Below are 22,955 nucleotides of genomic sequence, written 5' to 3'. Positions count from 1 at the left end.
TCTGTTGGCTATTTCTTAGTTCGATATCTTATGCTTTTGCTGTTGATTGTAATAATGCCATGACACAAGGTGACATGAATTATTGTGCCGGCGAAGAATATAAGAAAGTTGATAAGAAACTAAATCAAATATATAAAGAAATATTAAAGCATATTTCAGACGAACAAGAAAAAGTTAATTTACTTAAAAAATCCCAAAATTTATGGATTAAGTACCGAGATGCTGATTGTGAATTTCGGAGTTCTGGGGTTTATGGCGGTTCCGTATATCCAATGATACTGCTTATGTGTCTTACAGAAAAAACCGAAGAGCGTATAAAAGAATTTGAAGCCATGTTGAAATGTGAAGAAGGCGACTCAAGTTGTCCCTTTATAATCAAAACTCAAAACCTAGATTAATTCATTATTTGTAGAACTTTAAATAATTTTCCCATTTGTTTTGAAGATATTAGTCTTTCTACTTGTTTTTCTATTATCCCTGCTTGCTCAGACATCTTCTCAAACTCTACTTCTAGAGGTAATTTAGACGTCGAGCCTAGACTCGTATCCTCACGTACTAGTGTGTACGCTGCGGTGGCAAGCGTTTCCGTGTCTCCTTTAAATTCCTCTCTATAAGCGAATTTGAAAAGATGTCTATTATTAAGTTTGTCTTGCAATGTTTGCTTGCGTAATAAGATTCCGTTTTCTATTAAAAAATCTCGTTGCGATATTGTATCTATTACATTTATTTTACTATTTTTAGCTACTGTTTTTAATGTATAAAAATCCACATGTGCCGATAAATCAGCTTCTCCAAGATTTTCAAGGATGGGGCAATATTTATGGTTTTTAACCGCTTGTAATGTTGGATTATACTGATATCTAGTTCTGTTACCCGGAGCTAGATCATAGCCGTAATCTATTATTAAGCAGCTGCCGCTTAGTTTTTTTAGATGCTGTGCTATAAATTTTATAATTTCTATTGAGGTATAAGATTCTTCAAGTACTGCTCCGTCTTTTGCTTCAATATGAGTACGCAGCAAATATTCTTGTAATTGCTTATTAACGCTTATTTTATCGTATTTAATTCTGCCGTCTACCGGTTGTACTACAAATATTCTTTCATACCATAATTCCTTGACTTTAATATATTGCTTTATCGGCATAGCATCAAAGAATTCATTAGCTATTATTATAGTAGGTTTTTTGGGAATATCTTCTACAAATGATCGATGGCTAATCGGTAAATTAATATCTTGTAAATTAGCCTTTTGATGAGCAATAAAATTTTGATTAATTTCTATTAGTTCAATTGATAAAGCTTTGTAAAATTCCGGTACTAATTTTGCAGTGCGTAGTAAATCACGCATTAATAGACCTCGACCGGGACCAAGCTCAACCAAACTAAGACTTTTTGGGCAACCGATTCTTTGCCACTCCTTGATACACCATAAACCGATAATTTCACCGAATAGCTGCGAAATTTCAGGAGCTGTAACAAAGTCACCTTCGCTAGCCAACGATTTTACTTGCTTATAATAGGAAGTAGGATTTGATTGTAATACTTCCTGCATGAGAACATCGCAAGTAATATAGCCGTTTTGTTCAATTGATTGTCTTATTTTGGATTCGATTGACATATTAAATAACTTCCTAAAAGTAACATAGGTACAGATAAGATTTGTCCCATAGTTAAGCTATCTAAAATAAACCCGATTTGTATGTCTGGTTCTCTAAATATTTCAATAGCGATTCGGAAAAGAGCGTAAAATATTAAAAATATTCCTGAGTTTAAACCGTACTTTTTAAGAGTTTTGTGCTTAAATGTTGCATACGCTAAGATACAAAATAATACTAAACCTTCAAAAAAAGCTTCATATAATTGACTAGGATGTCTTGGCATCAAATCACTATTAGGAAAAATCATACCAAAAGAAGAATTTGTAATACGTCCGTATAGTTCGCCGTTAATAAAATTAGCGATTCTACCTAAAAATAATCCGATAGGTACTACAGGGGCTATTATATCTGTGAGACTTAAAAAATTAATTTTATATTTTCGACAAAACAAATAAGCAGCAATAATCACCCCTAAAGCTCCGCCATGGAAAGACATACCGCCTTCATAAGTTTTTAAGATATCTATTGGATTTGAAAAATATCTAGAAGGGTTATATAATAAAACAAATCCTAGTCTGCCTCCGACTATTATGCCTATAACGGCATAAGTAATGAAATCTTCTAGATTTTTTTTAGTAATTTGAGGCTTAAATTTTTCTATAATTTTGTTTGCATAGAACCAACCTAGCAAAATTCCTACTACATATGAAAGAGAATACCAAGAGACAGCAAGTGGACCTATAGAGAAAATAATTGGATTGATATTAGGAAATGTCATAATAAGTTATTTAATTCATTTAACGTCTGAGTTACGGAAAATTACGTAAGTAATTGTACGTACGCAATCCGGTTTTTTATTATTTTTATGGATTGCCACAGCCACTTCGTGGCTTCGCAATGACAGTATCTATATTTGGTTAGCAATACCAAGTTCTTTTGAGTTAAAATTATTGATAAAAATAAAATTCTTAGTAATAATAAAAAAGATTTATATTTATAATAATAATGATAGGTAAAATATGCAATATTTAATGGATCTATATCATACCTCAAGTACTGAATTGGTATTATTGTTTGTTATGTTAGTATCTCTTATACCGGTGATATTTCTAATTAAAAGATTAATTTTTATTCCTGTAAAAAATTATTTAACTAGACATCATTATGATGGTTATGAAAGGATACTAAAAAAATATCCTATATTTCGTTATTTATTACACACTTTATTAGCACTTTACTTTATAGGTTGGGGAAATGTTTTTCATCCTACTTCTTTTAAAGCACATGTATTACTAGGAATCAAAGATACTATAGTAATCTTATATACTAGTATATCCGTGACTATGTTATTATTAACGCTTATAGATGCTTTTGCAGATTTGTATAACAATAGGATCAAGGCCGTTACAAAAAATGCACCGCTTAGCTTATATTTTCAAATATTAAAAATTATTGTCACAGTTATTGCAGCAATGGTAACTATTTCATATATATTAAATATTTCGCTTAGTACATTCTTAACAAGTTTAGGTGCGGCAGCAGCTCTTTTAACATTTGTTTTCAAAGATACCGTTTTAGGGTTACTTGCAAGTTTGCAACTAACTACTCAAGAAATTATTAATATTGGAGACTGGGTACGTATAGGCGAAATTGAAGGAACAGTTGAAAAAATTACTATTTCCGTAGTAACAATTAGGAATTTTGACCAATCTATTTCTACAGTTCCTACTTACAGCATTTTAAATTCTAATGTAACTAATTATAGAGGAATTAGTGAATCAGGAGCAAGAAGGGTAAAGAGAGTATTTAATATTAATATGGCAACTATTAACTTCTGTGATGCTACTATTTTAAAAGAACTAAAAAAATCTCCTTATATATCAAAGGATGTAATAGATAAAATAACTCTTGATAAAGAAGAGAAAGATTTAACCAACATTAAACTATTCAAATTATATATTCAGGAATATCTAAAAAATAATCCGGCAGTTTATACTGAAGGATTTACTTTTTTAGTAAGACAGCTTGAACCTACGATTAATGGGTTGCCTATAGAAATATATATCTTTGTTAAAGAAGTGAATTTAGTAGGTTATGAAAATATACAAGATAATATTTCTGAACATTTAATTTCTATACTTCCTGAATTTAAATTAAAAATATTTCAGAATGTAGGAGTGGTATAATATATCTGAAGTTAAATTTGTATCCAAGATGGAAGCCACCCTTCATCTTGGATATTCACTACTTTTGAAAGAAAAGAAGTATATATACTACTTGATTATTTTCTCTAAATGCTTTAAAACTTAAAGCTTTAAAAATATGAAAATTTAAGACCTAGGAATGAATAATAATATAATTAATTTAATAGCCGCTATTATACTGTCTTTAAGTATAATTTTCGGTTGGCAATATTTTGTTGTAAAACCTGAACAAAAAAAACAGCAACAGCAAATAGCAGTGCAGAAAGCAGAAAATTTAAAGAAACAACAGTTAAAAGCTTTAGTAGAACCTGCAACTGATATTGTTGTTCAAGAAGAAAGCGGGGTACAGCGTATTAAAATAGAATCTGAATCACTCACCGGTTCTATTTCACTAAAAGGACTTAGATTTGATGATTTAATATTAAAGAAATATAAGCAAGATTTATCTAACAATAGTCCTGAAGTGAGATTATTTTCACCGGCTAATACAGAAAATGCCTATTTTGCTGAAATTGGTTTAGTTAGTAATTTATCTAGTGTAAAACTCCCCAACAACGATACTATATGGAATAGTGATAGTGAAATATTAAGCCCTGAAAAACCTGTTAATTTATTTTGGGTTAATGAAGATGGAGTTAAATTTTTAGTTACTATTACTGTCGATGAAAACTATTTATTTACTATAGAGCAAACTATCGTTAATAATAGCGATAAAGAGCTTCCAATCCAATCATATGGTTTAATAAATCGTAAATATACCGCAGTGGAAAAAGCGGTAAATATACTGCATCAAGGACCTATAGGTTGTATAGACGAGAATCTTAAAGAATATTCGTATGATGATATTAAAGATAAGAAAAGTGAAAAATTTGCAGCAAGTAAGGTTGACTGGATAGGAATTACCGATAAATATTGGTTATCTTCCTTGATTCCTGATAAATCAAGTAATTACAGCTCGAATTTTAATTATGCTCTTAAGCAAGGGACTGAAAGATACCAGGTAGATTTTATTTCACCGGTACAAATAATAAAGCCCGGCGAAAATTTCTCCATTAAAAGCAGAATTTTTGCAGGAGCAAAAAAAGTAGATTTGCTTGATAAATATGAAAAGCAATATGATATTAAATTATTTGATAGAGCTATTGATTTCGGCTGGTTTTATATAATTACCAAACCAGTTTTCTACGCCATGAATTTTTTCTATGGCTATGTCGGTAATTTCGGTGTTAGTATATTAATTGTTACGGTTATAATTAAGCTATTGATGTTTACTTTAGCCAATAAGTCTTATCGTTCGATGAAAAAAATGAAAAATTTACAGCCGGAAATCGATAGGATAAAAAATTTATACAGTGATGATAAGGCACGTTTAAATCAAGAAATAATGGCTTTATATAAAAAAGAAAAAGTAAATCCGGTAGCGGGTTGTTTGCCTATACTTGTTCAAATTCCGCTATTTTTCTCTATCTATAAAGTATTATATGTAACTATTGAAATGCGGCAAGTGCCGTTTTACGGCTGGATTAAAGACTTATCTGCCCCTGACCCTACTACTATTTTTAATTTATTCGGCTTATTACCGTTTTCACCGCCGTCATTTTTAATGATTGGAGCATGGCCTATTTTAATGGCTATTACTATGTTCTTACAGCAAAAAATGAGTCCTGAACCTGCGGATCCGATGCAAGCTCAAGTAATGAAATTTATGCCGCTAATTTTTTTATTTATGTTTAGTAGTTTTCCTGTGGGACTTTTAATATATTGGTCTTGGAATAATATTCTATCCATAATTCAACAATATTATATTAATAAATTTAATTAATTAATGAGAATAGATAAAAATTTACCTAATTATCTAACTATTGCTCGAATAATGGTAATTCCGGTTATTATACTGGCATTTTATATAAATAATTCACTTGCACGTAAACTCGGAGCATTATTATTTGTTTTAGCTAGTATTACAGATTTTTTTGACGGTTATATTGCAAGAAAATATAATTTAGTTACGAGCTTTGGCAAGATGTTTGATCCTATAGCAGATAAGCTACTAATAGGTTGCGTTATTATAATGCTGCTAAAAAAAGATAATGTAGATGAGATACCTTGTCTATTAATTTTAGCACGAGAATTTTTAGTTAGCGGTCTTCGGGAATTTTTAGCTTTAGTAAAGGTTAGTGTGCCTGTATCGAGACTCGCTAAGGTAAAAACGTTTTTACAAATGTTTGCTTTATCGATATTGATACTAGGCTCGAAAGGTTCAGGAATTATTTATTTAGATATAGTAGGGGAAATAATTTTATGGATTGCCGCTTTTTTAACAATCATTACAGGTTATTCTTATTTTAAAGCATGTAAGAAATATTTTTAAATAGGAGAATTTTATGTGATATATGTAAAATATATAATTTTAGGGTTTATTATGGGGTCTAGTTTAAATCTTTACGCTGCTAACAATGATATAATTGCCAATAAGGAAGTCATAAAGGTAGAAGTAAGTAATGAACATTTAAAAACATTAAATGAAGCTTCTACTCTTTTAATTAGTTGTGTAGATTTTAGATTAATAGACGAAACAGATAAATTAATGAAGCAATTAGGGTTAGACGATGATTTTGATAAAGTATCGCTTCCCGGTGCATCGCTTGCCCTCGTTAACGACAAATATACTTATTGGGGGAAAACAATAGAAGATACGATAGGAATTTTACAGCAGTTACATAATATTAAACAAATTGTGTTTCTTGACCATAGAGATTGTGGAGCTTACAAGATGCTTGTAGGTCAAGAACATTTAGACACACGTGAAAAAGAAACGGCAGCACATGCGGAAATTTTAAATAAAGCACGTAACCTAATCAAAGAAAAATTCCCTCAATTAAAGGTCTATACTTTCTTAATGGGAGTTGACGGCGTAGTAGAGCAGATTTATGAAGATGTAACTCTCAGCTCTGTCATTCCGTGATTTATTCACGGAATCCAGTTAAAAATACTAATAATATTAGTATTTTTTATTATTCTCCTGGATACCGTGGACAAGCCACGGTATGACTAATGAGAAAAATAATTTATTTTGTATCTGTATCCTTATTATCTTTAGAATTAGCAGTATTATTTGGTGAGTCGTCTTCTGTAGGTAGTTTAGAGATGGATAGTTTTTGTTTATATTTTTGCTGCTCTGCTAAAAAATTTTGAGCCTCTTTGGAAAGGCTGTTATATAGTTCACGTTTCTTCTTATTAATATCGACTATTTCTACTCTATATTCTTGTATTTCCTTGCGTACTTCCGGTTTTATAGTACCGGCGTAAGCAGAAAAATCATCTATAATTTTTTGTGTTGTACCGTCGTTGGTTTTTGCTGCATCTTTTTTTGAGCCGTCAGAAGTTGTACTATTGGCAAAGCAGCTTAGACTCAGTAAAATAGCTATTCCAAATATTATTTTTTTTATCATATAAACCTTAAGCCTTATTCTTAATAAGTGGCGTTGTTGCATGGATCGGTTTTCCGTCTGAGCTAAGAAGAATTACGCAGTAATTCGACGAAGCAAGGAAGAAAAAAAATTCTGATTTACAGAATTTTTTTAATTATTTTTCTGGATTGCAACAATGCTTCGCTCCTCGCAATGACGACTGCGGTATCTACGCAAGAACTTCTTAATAAGTAGACCATTTTTAAGTCTAATAGTCAATGAAAAGATATAATAGAAATTATTTGTATTTTATTGTTTGGTGAGTATAAATATACTAATAGTTGGGAATAAATATAAAATTATGAAAAATATACAATATTATAATAATAATGCTCAAGAGTTTTATAACAGAACAATCAATGCAGATTTATCTGATAATTATAAAGAATTTATTAGCTATTTGCCGAATAAAGCTCATATTCTAGATGCCGGTTGCGGAGTTGGTCGTGATACAAAATATTTTTTAAGCCAAAATTATCAAGTTACCGCTTTTGATGGCTCAAGTGAAATGGTTAAACTAGCTTCAAAAGAAACCGGAATAAATGTACTGCACTCAACTTTTCAAGATATCGATTTTAAGGAGTTGTTTGATGGAGTTTGGGCTCAAGCAACTCTTCTTCATGTGCCTTATAATGAAACAAAAGACGTTTATAAAAAAATTCATGCTGCATTAAAGCCGGAAGGAATTTTTTATGCTTCTTACGGATATGGTTCAGATATTATACAACGTGATGCTCGTGATTTTTACAATATGAATGAAGATACAATAAAACCTTATTTTGATGGGCTGTTTGATATAGTTAAAATATGGACGGAAAAGAGTAAGAGATTCTCTCCAAGTAAAGAAGCATTATGGTTAAATTTTATTGTAAAAAAAAGTAAAACAATATGATTAGATTAGTTTATTTATTCGTGATTTTAATAATCAGTTTTAAAATATATGCAAAGGAACATAAAGGCTTAACCTATAATCGTTATGAGCAAGATAAGCATGTTATTCATGTGTTAACTATTGATCCTAAGAATTTTGGGTTAAAATTAGTTAAAGCTCACAATCAGGTTATAGGCAGAGAAACAGTAGACGCATAGCACGCCGCACTAATGCAGTTGCTGCTATTAATGCCGGATTCTTTGAGATTGCAGGTAGCGATGACGGAGACCTAGCCTTACCTTAATGGTTGACGGCAAGCTATTTAGTCTTAGAAAACAACTACAAAGTTTGTTAATCATAGATCAAAATAATATTCAAATTACCAAGGCTAGTGCAAAAATTTCTATAGATATAGGAGATAAATCGATTATTCCAAATCAAGTTAATTATTTTTCAAATCCAAAAGATATTACCTTCTATAATAATGTGTGGGCATCTACTACATTAACTCCATATACTAATAAGGAAATCTTGATTGATCAGAATTTGATTATTATCGACATAAGCAATCATGGTGATAATCAAATTCCGCAAAAAGGTTTTGTATTATCTTTCCCAAAAGAAGTAAGCTTGCCGATAGTAAATATAAATGATGCCGTGAAGCTGAATTTAGAATTTATTGATAAAGACGGTAAGTATATAAATTTAAGCAAAACTGCTTCAGTAGTAACAGGCATTCCTGTATTAGTTCAAAACGGTCAAAATATTGTAGATAATATAAAGCAAGATGATCCGGCTCATGCTCGTACTGCTTTAGGAGTGCGTAATGACGGTACTATAGTGATAGTTGTAGCCGAGCATATTTATAAGCAACACATAAAAGACCTTAAACTTGCACAAGTTAGATCAATTCTACAAAAAGAAAAAGGTATAACTTTTGAAAAATTAACAATTCCCGAAGCGTTAAAAATTTTAGAAAAACATCTTGTTAATGATAATGTGATAGGGCAAAACAGAACTTGCAGATTATATGTTAAACCTTGGATGTGAATCGGCAATCAATTTAGACGGTGGTGGCTCTTCTACGTTATTTATGGGCGGAAAAATTATAAATAATGTTACAGGAGATGAAGATGAAGCTTTAGGCGAACATACAATACGTCCCGTATCCGATGCAATAGTTATTATACCAAATAATATAAAATAAATTTACGCTGCCTTAACATGGAATGATATTATTCCTGCGAGGCATTGTTGCATGGATCAATTTCACCTCTGTCATCCCGTGGCTTGACCACGGGATCCAGTTAAAATACTAAAATTATTAGTATATTTTATTGTTTTTATGGGCCCCGTGGTCAAGCCACGGGGTGACACAGTGGGTTTTACCGGTCCACGCAACAATGCCACGCGGGAATGACATACTAAATTTTAGCTAAAATGATATTTATAAGGTTTAGAGAACTCAGACAAGACTAAGATTTTATATTTTCCTGCTCCATAGCTTTTTTACGTTTTTCTAAATATTTTTCTTTTGTCATTATTTTTTTGGGAGCTGCATAATCTAAAAATACTTTTCCGTTTAGATGATCGATTTCATGCTGGATAACTCTTGCTAAAAATCCTTCTGCGATGCCTTGGATTTGATTTCCATTTATATCATATGCGTGATAATGAATCTTTTTGAATCTTGCAACTGGACCTGTAGCATTTTCAACAGAAAAGCATCCTTCGTAATCTTCATGTTTATCAATACCTATCGGTTTATATGAGGGGTTAATCCAAATAGTTTTAGGCATTGTATCCTTAAGGTTAGGACGCCATTTTTTTAACTCTTCATTTTCATGTACTGCAAATATTATTATACATTTTGATATGCTTATTTGCGGTGCGGCAAGCCCTGCACAATTTTCTTCTTGATCATATTTCTTCTCTAATATAGATACATCACGTAAGTCTTCTGCAGATAAAGGGAAGTTTAACGTTTTTGCTTTCACCCTAATAGTTTTAGCCTCAAAATTATTTAGAGTCTCTAAGTTTAAGGTTACATATTCTGGTAATGAAATATTGTTTTCATTTTTCATATTACTTTTACAACCTGTTATGAAAATTATAGCAGTTAATAATATAGCTATTTTTAATTTGGACATATATTTTATGGGAATTATATATTTGTATAACCTATATTTTCTTTTTATTTACCCAAGATGTAAATTCAGACATACTAAAAACTTCTATTAAATTACTGCCAACTTGAGCCTTTAGCCATTTCAAGGCTTCTTTTTTATATCCATTACCATCAATTATTATTATAGTATCGTAAATTCCTTGTTCTTATATGTTTAGCACAAGATAAGGATATTTTTCATCAACCGAACCTCCTGATTGTTGCCACTTAGATTCTATTACTAGGCAATTGGGGTGACGTTCTGGATGATATAATATAAAATCACATTTCCATTTAGTACCATAAATACTTTTGCCAACTTCAAACTGTCTAGTATAAATAGGCTGTTTAAGGATCTTAGCTGCACTAAATCTTTTATTAAGTACAAAACAATACTCTTCTCTTTTTAGTCGATCCTGTATAAAAATCTCAAGTTCGTTTCCAGTTTTATTAGCTTGTAAAATTTCAATTTATTTTACCATTGTACTAATAATTTCTTATTAAAACTTCATTAGTTCTTTGCCTACTGTCGGATTTACAATTTATGCTTCTCGGTGCATTTACTATATCTATACTAAAAGACTTGTATAAGTTCTTTATAAAATCGCTATCTGAATTTGAAAGCATAAAATATACACCGTTCTTATGTAATTCTCTGCATTTTTCATAAAGCTTAATCTGATCTGCTTCTGTAAAGTCAAGCTTTGTATATTTTGTAAATGAAGTATGATTAATAGGTTGATATGGCGGGTTTATATAAACGAAATCTTTAGGCTTAGGCGAAATATTGCCGAAATCCTGATATATTATTTCAGCATTTTGCAAAGCTTTACTACACGCAATTATGTTATTCTCATCAAGAATATTAGGATTAATATAAGCTCCCATCGGGACATTGAATTCTCCTTTGCTATTTACTCTATAAAGACCATTATAACAGGTCTTGTTAAGGTATATGAAACGTGCTGCTATTTCAATAGGGTTATCGCTATTTGCGTTCTTTCTAACAGCATAGTAATAATCTTGAGAGTGATTAGCATTATGCTTAGCTAATAGCTCAATTAATGCTCGAGCTTCATCCTTAATCACCTTGTATGTAATAATCAAATCTAAGTTTATATCTGATATAATAGTTTTGTCCGGAACGAGTGCAAAAAAAAGTGCTCCTTCTCCTACAAAAGGCTCATAATAATTATTGTAACTAGCTGGTAAGCGTAAGCACAACTCTTTGATAAGGCTTCTTTTTCCCCCTGCCCATTTTATAAATGGTTTAAGGATTCCGTCTTCTTCAATCTCTGGAGAATTAATTTTTAACGGAGCTTGACCTATCATTGCTAAAGCCTCGTTAAAAGATAATTCTTCGTTTTTAACTACTTTGAGTTTCATGTCGAACTACCAAGGGTTTATAAAATAAATAATGAAAAATCTTTTGGTTGCCGCAATGCAGACAATAAGCTCCGTTAGCCTAACGTATATAAGTAAAATAATCTATGCACTTTTGTTCAGTAGGTAATTTTTCTAATAAATCAACAACACTTTTAAAATCTAACACTTAACTATACTCGTACAGTACGATATCGAAAAAATTTAGGTTATACAAGCATATAACTGCCTAATTTTATTTTAATAGTTTATAAATAGAAAATTATAGATAGAAATTAAAATCAAGTAAATTTCTTTTATACATCTCAGAGTTAATACATTTTATTTATATTTCCTTTGAGAAAAAATCAATAGGTTTGACTTTTCTAACATATTCTAGTATAATATTTATCTTCAAAATAAATAGAAAAATTTAATTTATGAATACTCCCAAAAGTGATAATTATCTCTCGGAACTAAGAAAAGTAATTTGGCCCATAGAAAAATACGAAAATAAGAAGTTTTTGCCTATGGCATTTATGATGTTCTGTATTTTATTAAACTACTCAACGCTTCGTTCAATTAAAGACGGATTTGTAGTAACGGATATAGGGGCAGAAGCAATAAGTTTCTTAAAAACATATATAGTACTACCTTCTGCCGTAATCGCTATGGTAATTTATGTTAAGCTCTGCGATATTTTAAAGCAAGAAAACGTATTTTATGTTATTACTTCATTTTTCTTAGGGTATTTTGCGTTATTTGCGTTTGTTCTTTACCCCTACCCTGATTTAGTTCATCCTGATCCTGAAACTATAGAATCTTTAAGTTTAGCTTACCCTAATTTTAAATGGTTTATAAGAATAGTAGGAAAATGGAGTTTTGCATCTTTTTATACTATGGCAGAGCTTTGGGGAACAATGATGCTTAGTTTATTATTTTGGCAGTTTGCTAACCAAATTACTAAAACCGATGAAGCTAAACGTTTTTACTCAATGTTTGGTTTACTTGCTAATTTAGCATTGCCTGTAACATCCGTGATTATTGGATATTTCTTGCATGAAAAAACTCAAATAGTTGCAGAACATCTAAAATTTGTGCCTTTATTTGTTATAATGATAACAAGTAGCTTTTTGGTAATATTAACATATAGATGGATGAATAGAAACGTTCTAACCGATCCTAGACTTTATGATCCGGCATTAGTAAAAGAAAAGAAAGCTAAAGCTAAAATGTCATTAATAGACAGTTTTAAAATGATCTTTACCTCTAAGTATGTAGGTTATATTGCATTGTTACTTATTGCTTATGGTATTTCAGTAAACTTAGTTGAAGGCGTTTGGAAATCAAAAGTAAAAGAATTGTATCCGACGAAAGAGGCCTATACTATATATATGGGTAAGTTCCAATTTTATCAGGGTTGGGTTGCAATTGCTTTCATGCTTATAGGTAGTAATATTTTAAGAAAAGTATCATGGTTAGCTGCAGCTATGATAACTCCATTAATGATGTTAATTACCGGTGCAGCGTTTTTTGCATTTATCTTTTTTGATAGTGTTATTGCTATGCATTTAACAGGTATTCTTGCTTCAGGTCCTTTAGCACTTGCTGTTATGATCGGTATGATTCAAAATGTTTTAAGTAAAGGTGTAAAATATTCTTTATTTGATGCCACTAAAAACATGGCATATATTCCGCTTGATAAGGATTTACGAGTAAAAGGACAGGCTGCTGTTGAAGTTATCGGAGGAAGATTCGGTAAATCGGGTGGTGCTATTATTCAATCCACATTCTTTATTTTATTTCCTGCATTCGGTTTTGTTGAGGCAACACCATATTTTGCTTCTATATTCTTTGTAATAGTAATATTATGGATATATGCCGTTAAAGGTTTAAATAAAGAGTACCAAGTTTTGGTAAATAAAACTGAAAAATAGAGTTTGTTAAAATAAAAAAGCAAGTTTCTCAGAAACTTGCTTTTTTTATAGTCGGAGAGTTTATAATATGACAGATACAAAGCCCAAAATTAAAACTCCAAGATCGCCATATGTAAAAAAATATAATAGTTGGCGAATAAGGATTTTGTATTCTATTATTATAGGTTATGCGACTTTTTATTTTTGTCGTCAGAATTTTAATATAGCAACACCTGCTATAAGAGAATATTTTGGGGTTACTAAAACACAAATTGGTTGGATATTAACTGCTTCATCTATTATGTATGGAGTTAGTAAAGCTTGTAACGGGTTTATTAGCGATAAAGTTAATGCTCGGATATTTATGGTTTTGGGTCTTTTATTTGTCGGGGTCATTACTATTCTAATAGGTTTTGCAGATTCTTTATGGCTTATAGGAATTTTATGGATAGCTAGTAACTGGTTTCAATCTATGGGTTGGCCTCCTGCAACAAAAATGCTTACTCACTGGTTCGCTTCAAAAGAACTTGGAACTAAATGGGCTATGGGTGCAACTTCTAATCAAATAGGTGGTGCCCTTGCTATGATAAGCTGCGGTTATTTAATCGATAAATTTGATTGGAGAGTCGCTTTTTTCGTTCCCGGTGTAGTTGCTTGTGTAGTATCGCTTTTTTTATATAATAGGCTTCGTAATTCTCCAAAAGAAGTAGGTTTATCTACCGTAGAGGAATATAAAGAATATCCGCCTGAAGCTATAGGGGATTATGAGAAGCTATTAACTCCTCAATTACTTAAAATGGTCTTTTGTAATAAGCTAATATGGTATGTTTGTTTAGCAAACATGTTTGTTTATATAATACGTTCCGGAGTAATTTATTGGGCTCCAACATTTTTAAAAGATTTACGTAATATAAGCCTTGCAAATGTAGGCTTACAAATCGGTTTATATGAAATGATAGGTATCCCAGGGGCATTAATAGCAGGTGTTTTATCTGATAAACTATTTCAAGGTCGTCGAGGTCCTGTTGCATCCATATGTATGGTATTGCTTAGCTTATTGTTAGTCTTGTTTTGGAAAATTCCTATCCAAAGTGAATTATTAAGTATAGTAATTCTTTCTTTAATAGGCTTTTTTGTTTCAGGACCTCAGCTCCTTGTAGGTATAGCAGCTGCTGATTTTAGTACTCGTCATGCTGTCGGTACGGCTAATGGATTATCAGGGTTATTTGGTTATTTAGGAGCGGCTATTGCTGGAGTCGGCGTAGGATGGATTAGCGATAATTACGGTTGGAATGGGGTATTTATATTTTTCAGTATTTCTGCTCTTTTAGGAGGAGGGTTATTTGCTTTAACATGGAATCGTTCAGCTAAAAAATAAATTTAACAATTATATAAATAGGTTACAAAATGACAATACAATATACTTTTTCAATGATTAAGCCTGATGCTATCAAGAGGAATAAAATAGGACAAGTTAATACTTATTTGGAAAATGCAGGCTTAAAGATAGTAGCTCAGAAAATGAAATTTTTAACTAAATATGAAGCTGAGTGTTTCTATGATGAACATAGAGCAAGACCGTTTTTTAATAGCTTAGTTGAATACATTACTTCAGGAGCGGTAGTACTTCAAGTTCTTAAGGGGGAAGATGCTATAATTTTAAACCGTACCATTATGGGTGCAACTAATCCTGCTGAAGCTGAAGCGGGAACTATTAGAAAAGATTTAGGCGAATCAATTGAGGCTAATAGTATTCATGGTTCAGATAGTGAAAACAGTGCGAAAAGAGAAATCGAATTTTTCTTTAACAAATCTGAAATTATAGAATAATTAATGCTAAAATATGACGTAATAGTTATAGGCGGTGGACATGCAGGCGTAGAAGCAGCAGCCGCTTCTGCACGTCTTGGAGCTTCTACTCTCTTAATTACGTTAAAACCGGAAAATTTAGGCGAAATGTCTTGCAATCCAGCAATTGGTGGAATTGCAAAAGGCACATTAGTTAAAGAAATCGATGCCCTTGATGGGTTAATGGGTTATGTTATAGACCAAGGCGGTATACATTATAAAATGCTGAATGAGACTAGAGGACCGGCAGTTTGGGGACCTAGAGCTCAAGCTGATCGAAAGCTTTATAAAAAAGCGATGTGTCAAATATTAACAAATTACCCTAATCTAGATATACTATATGGAAAAGTGGAAGATATAGAAATTAAATCTTCTAAAGTTGAAGCGGTTATTTTAAATAACGATAGCAAAATTCTTTGTCAAAAAATTATATTAACTACGGGTACTTTTCTATCAGGTCTTATTCATATTGGACAAAAAAAAATTCCTGCCGGTAGAGTAGATGAAGAGCCTTCGTATGGATTATCAAATACATTAAAAAAAGTAGGATTTAAGATTGCCCGTTTAAAAACAGGTACACCACCAAGAATTGACGGGCGTACTATTGATTATAGTAAAACAGCTTTACAGCCCGGCGATAAAACTCCTCGTCCTTTTTCTGAATTAACAAGTGTTGTTAATGTTCCTCAGATAAATTGTTTTATTACAAAAACAACCTCAGAAACTCATGATATTATACGTGAGAACCTTAATAAATCCGCAATGTATTCAGGACAGATAGAAGGAATAGGACCGCGATATTGTCCTTCTATTGAAGATAAAATAGTCAGATTTAGTACAAAATCAGAACATCGTATATTTTTAGAACCTGAAGGGTTAGATGATTACACGATTTATCCAAACGGTATTTCTACTTCTTTGCCTGAGGATGTACAACATAAATTAATTAAAACAATACCAGGATTAGAAAATGTAAAAGTTTTACGTCCAGGTTATGCTATAGAATATGATTATGTTGATCCACGTGAAATAAGTGTTACGCTAGAGACAAAAAAAATAGCTGGATTGTATTTTGCTGGGCAAATTAACGGTACTACAGGATATGAAGAAGCCGCAGGGCAAGGTATAATAGCCGGTATAAATGCTGCTTTAGCAGTAAAAGATCAAGCACCGTTTATGTTAACAAGAGCAAACAGTTATATTGGAGTAATGATTGACGATTTAACAACATTTGGTACTATAGAACCTTATCGTATGTTTACCTCTCGTTCAGAATATAGATTATCTTTAAGAGCAGATAACGCTGACTTACGTTTAACGGAATTAGGGATAAATATTGGTGTTGTATCAGAAAAACGTAAAAAAATTTTTACAAAAAAATGTGAAGATATAGAAAAAACAAAATTATTATTAAATACCTTGTCTTTAACTACTAGTAAACTTGCTAAAATGGGTATACAGGTTGCACAGGATGGTACATATAAAACAGTATTAGACTTATTTAAAATACCTAGTTTTAATGTTGAACAAGCTATTAAAATTTTTCCTATGCTTAAAGAAATGCAAAATAATAATATTTTGCAATTACTCTATATTGAAGCAAAATATGCTTCATATTTAACTAGACAACACGCAGATATTAATTTATTTCAAAGTGAAGAGGCACAGTTAATACCTAAAAATATTGACTATTTTAAAATACCAAGTATATCATTAGAGATACAGGAAAAACTTTCTTCTCATAAACCTACTACTATTGGTGTAGCACGTCGAATTTCAGGGATTACACCTGCAGCAATTACGGCTATTATAATTTATTTAAAAACTAAATATAGTGATGGAAGTTCCACGTGAAATAATTGAAAAGTTAGAAATTTTTCAAAAGTTAGTTAAAAAATGGAATAAATCAATTAATCTTGTATCGGATAATACTATACATAATTTTTGGCAACGTCATATATTAGACTCATTACAATTAATGCAATATATTGATAATAAAGAAATACACTTGGTTGATATAGGAAGTGGGGCCGGTTTTCCCGGTATAGTGTTATCTATAGCAGGGGTAGCAAAAGTAAGTTTAATAGAAGCTGATTTACGTAAATGTATATTTTTAGAAAAAGCATCAAAGATATCAAATAATAACATACAAATAATCAATCAAAGAATAGAAAAAGTAGAAATAGATTGTAGTATATTGACTTGTAGAGCTTTCTCTAAATTAAATACAATATTTAATTGTATAAAAAATATTTCAGTACAAGAAAAATTTTTATTATTAAAAGGAAAAAATTATTTAACAGAAATAGTAGAAGCTAAAGAGATGTGGTTATTTGATTATTTAATACATCAAAGTATTACTTGTGAAGAAGGAAAAATTCTAGAAGTTAGTAATTTAACAAAAATTATATGAAAGTAATTGCTATTGTTAATCAAAAAGGAGGGGTGGCTAAAACTACAACTACTGTAAATTTAGCTACAGCTTTTGCTGCTGTAAATAAAAAAATTTTAGTTATAGATCTTGATCCTCAAGGGAATAGTAGTACTGGTTTTGGAATTAGCCAGCAACAACGCAAAAATACTATATATCAAGTATTAACAAATTTAATAAAATTGAAAGATGCAATAATTTCTACAGACATACCAAATTTAGAAATAATTACTTCAAACACTAATCTATCTGCTGCTGAATTAGATTTAACAAAATTAAAGGACAGAGAATATATTTTAATGAAGCTATTGGAAGAAATAAAGATATTATATGATTATGTAATTATTGATTGCCCTCCTTCATTAAATTTATTAACAGTAAACGCTTTAGTTGCAAGCGATGAAGTGTTGATTCCAATGCAATGTGATTTTTATTCATTAGAAGGATTAAGTCACTTGCTAAAAACAATTGAAATTGTAGAGAAAAAATTAAATCCTAAGATAAAGATTGCAGGTATATTATTTACAATGTATGATAAGCGTAATCGTTTAACTGAACAAGTAGAAGATGATGTTAGAAAATGCTTAGGAGAATTAGTATTTAAAACTGTTATCCCAAGAAATATTAAATTATCTGAAGCACCTTCATACGGAAAACCGGCTATTATATATGATTATAAATGTTCGGGAGCAGTTGCATATATAGAACTTACAAAAGAAATCTTAGAAAGATATGGCGAAAAATAAAGGACTAGGAAGAGGGTTATCTTCATTACTTGGGGAAGAAGTTATTTCTATAGAATCAGAAATAATACAAATAATAAATATTGATAAAATAAGGCCGAATGAGAATCAGCCTAGAAAAAACTTTGAATATGATAAAATAAAAGAATTAGCAGATTCTATATTGAATAATGGTTTATTACAGCCTATTATTGTTGATAATAATTTCCAAATTATAGCAGGAGAGCGACGCTGGCGTGCATGTAAATTAGCAAAAGTTTTAGAGATACCAGTAATTATAAAAAATTTAGATGCTAGAGAGAGTATGGAAATAGCATTAATTGAGAACATACAAAGAACTGATTTAACAGTTATGGAAGAAGCTCGTGGCTTTAAATATTTGGTAGAAAATTTTAATTATACGACAGAAAAATTAGCTGAAAGGCTTGGCAAAAGTCGTAGTCATATAGCTAATTTATTGAGGCTTAATAATTTGCCACAATCTATTCAAGATAAAGTAAATGAGAATATATTAAGCATGGGACAAGCTCGATGTTTAATAAATCATGAACATGCAGAAGTAATGGCCGATCATATTATAAGTAATGATTTAAATGTACGTCAAACAGAAGAGCTAGTAAGACAATGGTATAAAAATGAATATACAAAATCTCCCAACAATAATAATAAAGTAGGAAAGCGTTTTTTAAAAGACAATGCTACCGATAATGATCTTGAATCATTAGTAAAAGTTTTATCAGAAAAATTTGGTATAAAAGTAACCATAGAAAATTATTCTTTAGGTGGGAAATTAATATTTCATTATAAAAATTTAGAAGAACTAGACTTGATATTATTAAAATTAAATTAAAAATACTGTTAAAATGTAAAGTATATATACAGCATTTTATTTCTTAAGATAAATACCCAAACAAGAAAAATAATGATAGAAATTACAATGTCTAATTTTGCATTATGTGATCATAGAGCAATAAATTCATACAATGCAGTAGTAAATATATTTATCGGTGTAAAATAATAATATAAGGAAATAAGTAATTTATGTCATATCAATATGTTTATGAAATGGTTGGTTTAAGCAAAATTATAAATGGTAAACGAATTTTAAAAGAAACAAATTTATCATTTTTACCAAAAGCTAAAATCGGTATAATAGGTCCAAATGGAGCAGGCAAATCGACTTTATTAAAAATAATGGCAGGTATTGATAAAGAGTTTGAAGGTAAAGCAACAGCTAAAATCGGTATAAAAGTAGGATATTTACCTCAAGAACCGTATCTTGATGCTAGTAAAAATGTTTTTGATAATATCATAGAAGGTCTTCACGAAAAGAAAAAACTTATTGATGAATTTAATTATATAAGTAACAAATTTGCTGCTGAAGTCACTGATGAAGAAATGCAAAAGCTTTTTGATAAACAAGCAGAATTGCAAGAAAAAATAGACAATTGTGATGGATGGAATCTAGAACGTGAAATAGAGATCGCAATGCTTGCTTTACGTTGCCCACCAAAAGAAGCAGATATTACAAAAATTTCCGGTGGAGAAAAAAGAAGAGTGGCTTTATGTAAATTGCTTTTAGAGAAGCCTGATATGTTGTTACTTGATGAACCTACAAATCATTTGGATGCAGAATCAGTTTCTTGGCTTGAAGGTTATTTAAAGCATTATGAAGGTACCGTAATAGTAATTACCCATGATCGTTATTTTTTAGATAATGTTACAGAATGGATATTAGAAATAGATCGTGGAAATTGTATACCGTGGGAATCAAATTATAGTTCTTGGCTTGAACAGAAGCAAAAAAAATTAGCTTTAGAAAGTAAAGAAGACGATGATAGAAAAAAACAATTGAATCGTGAACTTGAATGGATTCGTCAAACACCAAAAGCTAGACAATCAAAAAATAAAGCACGTATTACAGCATATCAAGAATTATTAAATAAACAACAAGAACAAAAAACTGATCCTACTCAAATAATTATACCTAACGGACCTCGTTTAGGGGATCTTGTTATTGAAGCAGAACATATAGCTAAAAAATTTAATAATAAAATATTATTATCAGATTTTAGTTTTAAAGTTCCACGTGGAGCTATTGTAGGAATTATTGGACCGAATGGGGCAGGTAAATCTACTTTGTTTAATATTATTACAGGTAAAATAACACCAGATAGTGGTTCTATTAAAATTGGTCAAACGGTAAAATTAGGTTACGTTGATCAATCACGGGATCATTTAGATGATAATAAGACTATATGGGAAGAAATTTCAGAAGGTCTAGATGAATTACAACTTGGTAATAGAATAATTAAAAGTAGAGCTTATTGTGCAGCTTTTAATTTTAGAGGCGGTGATCAACAAAAAAAAGTTGGACAACTTTCAGGTGGAGAACGTAACAGAGTACATTTGGCGAAATTACTAAAAGAAGGAGCAAATGTTATATTATTAGATGAGCCGTCTAATGATTTAGATATTGATACATTAAGAGCACTTGAAGATGCTATTTTAGATTTTGCAGGTTGTGTGTTAGTAATTAGTCATGATAGGTGGTTTTTAGATAGAATAGCCACTCATATTATATCATATGATAAAGAAAATAATGCTACATGGTTTGAAGGAAATTATCAAGATTACCATGAATATATGCTAAGTACTAATGGGGAAAGTATTTTAAATCCAAAATATAAACATAAGAAATTAATATAAATATGTCTTTAACACAAATATTATTAATTTTGTTTGTAGGAATATTGGTAACAAAACCGCATGATATTTTTATAATTATTAAAGAATTTAAAAAAATAAAAGCATATTTAATTAATATTAAGTCGTCTATTATAAAAAATATAGATAAGCCGTTAGAAACAGAGCAGGTAAATTTTTATTTAAAAAAAATTATTAACCTAGAAGGTTATTATCATGGTAATTATGATTTAACGACAATAAAAGAAAAATATTATACGCTAATAATTAACAATGACTTAATAGAAAATGAATCAACACCTAATATAACCGAGAAACACTAATCCGTGCCTCGCTCAATTAATTAAATCTAAGAATTATGCAAAAAGTAGTAAAACTTAACAATATTAAAATAGGAAATGATTTACCGTTTGTTCTAATTGCAGGACCTTGTCAGATTGAAGGCAAAGATCATGCGTTGTTTATGGCAGAAAAACTTGTTAAATTAACTAGCAAACTTGAGATTCCATTTATTTATAAATCTTCTTTTGATAAAGCTAATAGAACTTCCGTAAATGGGATTAGAGGACTTGGTATTGAGAAAGGTTTAGAAATTTTATCAAAAGTAAAATCTGAATTCGATTGCCCTATTGTTACTGATGTTCATTCAGAGAGTCAATGTACTGAAACAGCCGAAATAGCAGATATTTTACAAATTCCGGCGTTTCTATGTAGACAAACCGATTTACTCCAAGCTGCAGCAAAAACAGGTAAAATAGTAAAAGTAAAAAAAGGACAGTTTCTAGCTCCGTGGGATATGAAAAATGTACAAACAAAACTAGAAGCTTTTGGGGTAAAAGATATATTATTTACAGAGCGTGGTGCATGTTTTGGTTATAATAATTTGGTATCTGATATGCGTAGTCTTGCAATAATAGCGGAGTTAAATGTACCTGTAGTTTTTGATGCGACGCATTCCGTTCAGCAGCCTGGAGGGCTAGGAGGTAGTACTGGCGGAGAAAGAAAATATGTAGAGCTGCTTGCAAAGGCGGCAACAGCTGTAGGTATCGCCGGTATGTATATGGAAGTACATCAGGATCCAGATAACGCTCCAAGTGATGGTCCATGTATGATTAAGTTGGATAATCTAGAGTCCATTCTTATCAAACTAAAAAAATATGATAAAATTACAAAAGAAAAATAATCTTAGAGATTATCTGTAAATAAATGTTAATTAGTAATTAAAGAGCTTTTTTAGCGAAAATTAATAAGATTTTTGCAGCAAAAAAAAATTAAATTATCGGTTAACATTTATTTACAGATAGCCTCTTAAACTTTACCTTTCAAAATATATATAAAATATCCTCTATTAATTCAATTTAAAAATAGAACTTTCTTATCCTCAGAATTTCACCAATCACCTTTAAATCCTTGTTGTAAATTTACTTATTCAGAAAATTTTTTAAATAGTATTAATATTTATTTATTCAACTTATAGAGCGAAAATGTTTTCATTTGTATAAATGCAAATAATTTAATAGGTATAATAATAATTATTATGTGGAATCAAATAAAAGCAGTTGGCAGTACATTGCTTGGTAGTCCCAAACAGGAACGAGGTTTAAAAAATATAAATGATTTTTTGACAGAGTATTTTAAT

The 22,955-nt window shown here is 30.6% G+C and carries 24 protein-coding genes and 3 pseudogenes; 19 read left to right on the top strand and 8 right to left on the bottom strand.

Features of this window, described 5'->3' with window-relative positions; genetic code table 11:
• The first annotated feature begins 59 nt into the window (after positions 1 to 59).
• Positions 60 to 398 carry a lysozyme inhibitor LprI family protein gene (locus tag RF_RS00735; RefSeq protein ID WP_081427797.1) on the top strand — a complete coding sequence of 113 codons (339 nt, stop codon included), beginning with the start codon at positions 60 to 62 and terminating at the stop codon, positions 396 to 398.
• Here RF_RS00735 and RF_RS00730 read toward each other — a convergent pair.
• Together RF_RS00730 and lgt are read right to left on the bottom strand one after the other, a co-directional pair.
• Positions 395 to 1,618: an SAM-dependent methyltransferase gene (locus RF_RS00730; RefSeq protein WP_011270488.1), complete on the bottom strand. Its 1,224-nt coding sequence runs from the start codon at positions 1,616 to 1,618 to the stop codon at positions 395 to 397. The two genes, RF_RS00735 and RF_RS00730, sit on opposite strands and share 4 nt — an antisense overlap.
• The gene (gene lgt / locus RF_RS00725) at positions 1,597 to 2,376 is read right to left on the bottom strand and encodes a prolipoprotein diacylglyceryl transferase (RefSeq protein ID WP_011270487.1); all 780 of its coding nucleotides are present in this window, start codon (positions 2,374 to 2,376) and stop codon (positions 1,597 to 1,599) included. The genes RF_RS00730 and lgt overlap by 22 nt, the downstream gene beginning before the upstream one ends.
• Before the next feature lie 241 nt (positions 2,377 to 2,617).
• Here lgt and RF_RS00720 point away from each other — a divergent pair, with 241 nt between their 5' ends.
• The 4 genes from RF_RS00720 (at position 2,618) to RF_RS00705 (ending at position 6,767) form a co-directional block, all read left to right on the top strand.
• Positions 2,618 to 3,784 (top strand): mechanosensitive ion channel family protein, encoded by a 1,167-nt coding sequence (locus RF_RS00720; protein ID WP_011270486.1) that lies wholly within the window; start codon positions 2,618 to 2,620, stop codon positions 3,782 to 3,784.
• Between the two features lie 157 nt (positions 3,785 to 3,941).
• Complete coding sequence (gene yidC / locus RF_RS00715; protein WP_011270485.1) at positions 3,942 to 5,624, top strand: membrane protein insertase YidC; 1,683 nt, start codon at positions 3,942 to 3,944, stop codon at positions 5,622 to 5,624.
• 3 nt (positions 5,625 to 5,627) lie between these two features.
• Positions 5,628 to 6,173 carry a CDP-diacylglycerol--glycerol-3-phosphate 3-phosphatidyltransferase gene (pgsA, locus tag RF_RS00710; protein ID WP_011270484.1) on the top strand — a complete coding sequence of 182 codons (546 nt, stop codon included), beginning with the start codon at positions 5,628 to 5,630 and terminating at the stop codon, positions 6,171 to 6,173.
• A 15-nt stretch (positions 6,174 to 6,188) separates the two neighbouring features.
• The gene (locus RF_RS00705) at positions 6,189 to 6,767 is read left to right on the top strand and encodes a carbonic anhydrase (RefSeq protein ID WP_011270483.1); all 579 of its coding nucleotides are present in this window, start codon (positions 6,189 to 6,191) and stop codon (positions 6,765 to 6,767) included.
• A gap of 103 nt (positions 6,768 to 6,870) precedes the next feature.
• Here RF_RS00705 and RF_RS00700 read toward each other — a convergent pair whose 3' ends face one another.
• Positions 6,871 to 7,254 (bottom strand): hypothetical protein, encoded by a 384-nt coding sequence (locus RF_RS00700; RefSeq protein WP_039594791.1) that lies wholly within the window; start codon positions 7,252 to 7,254, stop codon positions 6,871 to 6,873.
• A gap of 319 nt (positions 7,255 to 7,573) precedes the next feature.
• Here RF_RS00700 and RF_RS08410 point away from each other — a divergent pair, with 319 nt between their 5' ends.
• The 4 genes from RF_RS08410 (at position 7,574) to RF_RS11080 (ending at position 9,350) form a co-directional block, all read left to right on the top strand.
• On the top strand, positions 7,574 to 8,164 hold the full coding sequence (locus RF_RS08410) for a class I SAM-dependent methyltransferase (protein WP_081427732.1): 591 nt from the start codon (positions 7,574 to 7,576) through the stop codon (positions 8,162 to 8,164).
• Positions 8,161 to 8,361, top strand: coding sequence for a hypothetical protein (locus RF_RS00690; RefSeq protein WP_039594790.1), 201 nt, complete (start codon positions 8,161 to 8,163; stop codon positions 8,359 to 8,361). Before RF_RS08410 ends, RF_RS00690 begins: the two co-directional genes overlap by 4 nt.
• Positions 8,362 to 8,446: 85 nt before the next feature.
• Positions 8,447 to 9,193 carry a phosphodiester glycosidase family protein gene (locus tag RF_RS11085; RefSeq protein WP_011270480.1) on the top strand — a complete coding sequence of 249 codons (747 nt, stop codon included), beginning with the start codon at positions 8,447 to 8,449 and terminating at the stop codon, positions 9,191 to 9,193.
• Entirely contained in the window at positions 9,174 to 9,350 is a 177-nt protein-coding gene (locus tag RF_RS11080) for a phosphodiester glycosidase family protein (RefSeq protein ID WP_011270479.1), read from the top strand. Before RF_RS11085 ends, RF_RS11080 begins: the two co-directional genes overlap by 20 nt.
• Positions 9,351 to 9,380: 30 nt before the next feature.
• Here the strand turns inward: RF_RS11080 and RF_RS11075 are convergent.
• The 5 genes and pseudogenes from RF_RS11075 to RF_RS11065 form a co-directional block, all read right to left on the bottom strand.
• A pseudogene (locus RF_RS11075) lies at positions 9,381 to 9,550 on the bottom strand (tRNA lysidine(34) synthetase TilS); the annotation flags it as partial.
• Positions 9,551 to 9,618: 68 nt separating this feature from the next.
• Positions 9,619 to 10,293, bottom strand: a complete 675-nt coding sequence (locus RF_RS00675; protein ID WP_011270478.1) for a peptide deformylase — start codon at positions 10,291 to 10,293, stop codon at positions 9,619 to 9,621.
• A gap of 31 nt (positions 10,294 to 10,324) precedes the next feature.
• A pseudogene (locus tag RF_RS11070) lies at positions 10,325 to 10,732 on the bottom strand (PD-(D/E)XK nuclease superfamily protein).
• A 64-nt stretch (positions 10,733 to 10,796) separates the two neighbouring features.
• The gene (locus RF_RS00670) at positions 10,797 to 11,534 is read right to left on the bottom strand and encodes a DNA adenine methylase (RefSeq protein ID WP_231564254.1); all 738 of its coding nucleotides are present in this window, start codon (positions 11,532 to 11,534) and stop codon (positions 10,797 to 10,799) included.
• Positions 11,483 to 11,696, bottom strand: a pseudogene (locus RF_RS11065) (hypothetical protein). The gene RF_RS00670 and the pseudogene RF_RS11065 overlap by 52 nt, the downstream one beginning before the upstream one ends.
• A 416-nt stretch (positions 11,697 to 12,112) precedes the next feature.
• Here RF_RS11065 and tlc1 point away from each other — a divergent pair.
• The 10 genes from tlc1 to kdsA all read left to right on the top strand — a co-directional run bounded on the left by tlc1 (position 12,113) and on the right by kdsA (position 22,499).
• Complete coding sequence (gene tlc1, locus RF_RS00665; protein WP_011270476.1) at positions 12,113 to 13,609, top strand: ATP/ADP exchange transporter Tlc1; 1,497 nt, start codon at positions 12,113 to 12,115, stop codon at positions 13,607 to 13,609.
• A gap of 67 nt (positions 13,610 to 13,676) precedes the next feature.
• Positions 13,677 to 14,966 (top strand): MFS transporter, encoded by a 1,290-nt coding sequence (locus RF_RS00660; RefSeq protein WP_011270475.1) that lies wholly within the window; start codon positions 13,677 to 13,679, stop codon positions 14,964 to 14,966.
• 29 nt (positions 14,967 to 14,995) lie between these two features.
• Positions 14,996 to 15,418: a nucleoside-diphosphate kinase gene (gene ndk / locus RF_RS00655; RefSeq protein WP_011270474.1), complete on the top strand. Its 423-nt coding sequence runs from the start codon at positions 14,996 to 14,998 to the stop codon at positions 15,416 to 15,418.
• A 3-nt stretch (positions 15,419 to 15,421) separates the two neighbouring features.
• Positions 15,422 to 17,290: a tRNA uridine-5-carboxymethylaminomethyl(34) synthesis enzyme MnmG gene (mnmG, locus tag RF_RS00650; protein ID WP_011270473.1), complete on the top strand. Its 1,869-nt coding sequence runs from the start codon at positions 15,422 to 15,424 to the stop codon at positions 17,288 to 17,290.
• Complete coding sequence (gene rsmG, locus RF_RS00645) at positions 17,274 to 17,849, top strand: 16S rRNA (guanine(527)-N(7))-methyltransferase RsmG (protein ID WP_143549664.1); 576 nt, start codon at positions 17,274 to 17,276, stop codon at positions 17,847 to 17,849. Before mnmG ends, rsmG begins: the two co-directional genes overlap by 17 nt.
• On the top strand, positions 17,846 to 18,613 hold the full coding sequence (locus RF_RS00640) for a ParA family protein (protein WP_011270471.1): 768 nt from the start codon (positions 17,846 to 17,848) through the stop codon (positions 18,611 to 18,613). The genes rsmG and RF_RS00640 overlap by 4 nt, the downstream gene beginning before the upstream one ends.
• On the top strand, positions 18,600 to 19,460 hold the full coding sequence (locus RF_RS00635) for a ParB/RepB/Spo0J family partition protein (protein WP_011270470.1): 861 nt from the start codon (positions 18,600 to 18,602) through the stop codon (positions 19,458 to 19,460). Before RF_RS00640 ends, RF_RS00635 begins: the two co-directional genes overlap by 14 nt.
• A gap of 191 nt (positions 19,461 to 19,651) precedes the next feature.
• Positions 19,652 to 21,319, top strand: coding sequence for an energy-dependent translational throttle protein EttA (ettA, locus tag RF_RS00630; protein WP_011270469.1), 1,668 nt, complete (start codon positions 19,652 to 19,654; stop codon positions 21,317 to 21,319).
• A gap of 2 nt (positions 21,320 to 21,321) precedes the next feature.
• Positions 21,322 to 21,639 carry a DUF2672 domain-containing protein gene (locus RF_RS00625; RefSeq protein WP_011270468.1) on the top strand — a complete coding sequence of 106 codons (318 nt, stop codon included), beginning with the start codon at positions 21,322 to 21,324 and terminating at the stop codon, positions 21,637 to 21,639.
• A gap of 35 nt (positions 21,640 to 21,674) precedes the next feature.
• Entirely contained in the window at positions 21,675 to 22,499 is an 825-nt protein-coding gene (gene kdsA / locus RF_RS00620) for a 3-deoxy-8-phosphooctulonate synthase (RefSeq protein WP_011270467.1), read from the top strand.
• The last annotated feature ends 456 nt before the right edge of the window (positions 22,500 to 22,955 follow it).

Source organism: Rickettsia felis URRWXCal2 (assembly GCA_000012145.1).
In the GTDB taxonomy this organism is placed as follows: Bacteria; Pseudomonadota; Alphaproteobacteria; order Rickettsiales; family Rickettsiaceae; genus Rickettsia; species Rickettsia felis.
The sequence above is the reverse complement of the archived record's forward strand: the minus strand, read 5'-3'. Positions and strand labels throughout refer to the sequence as shown.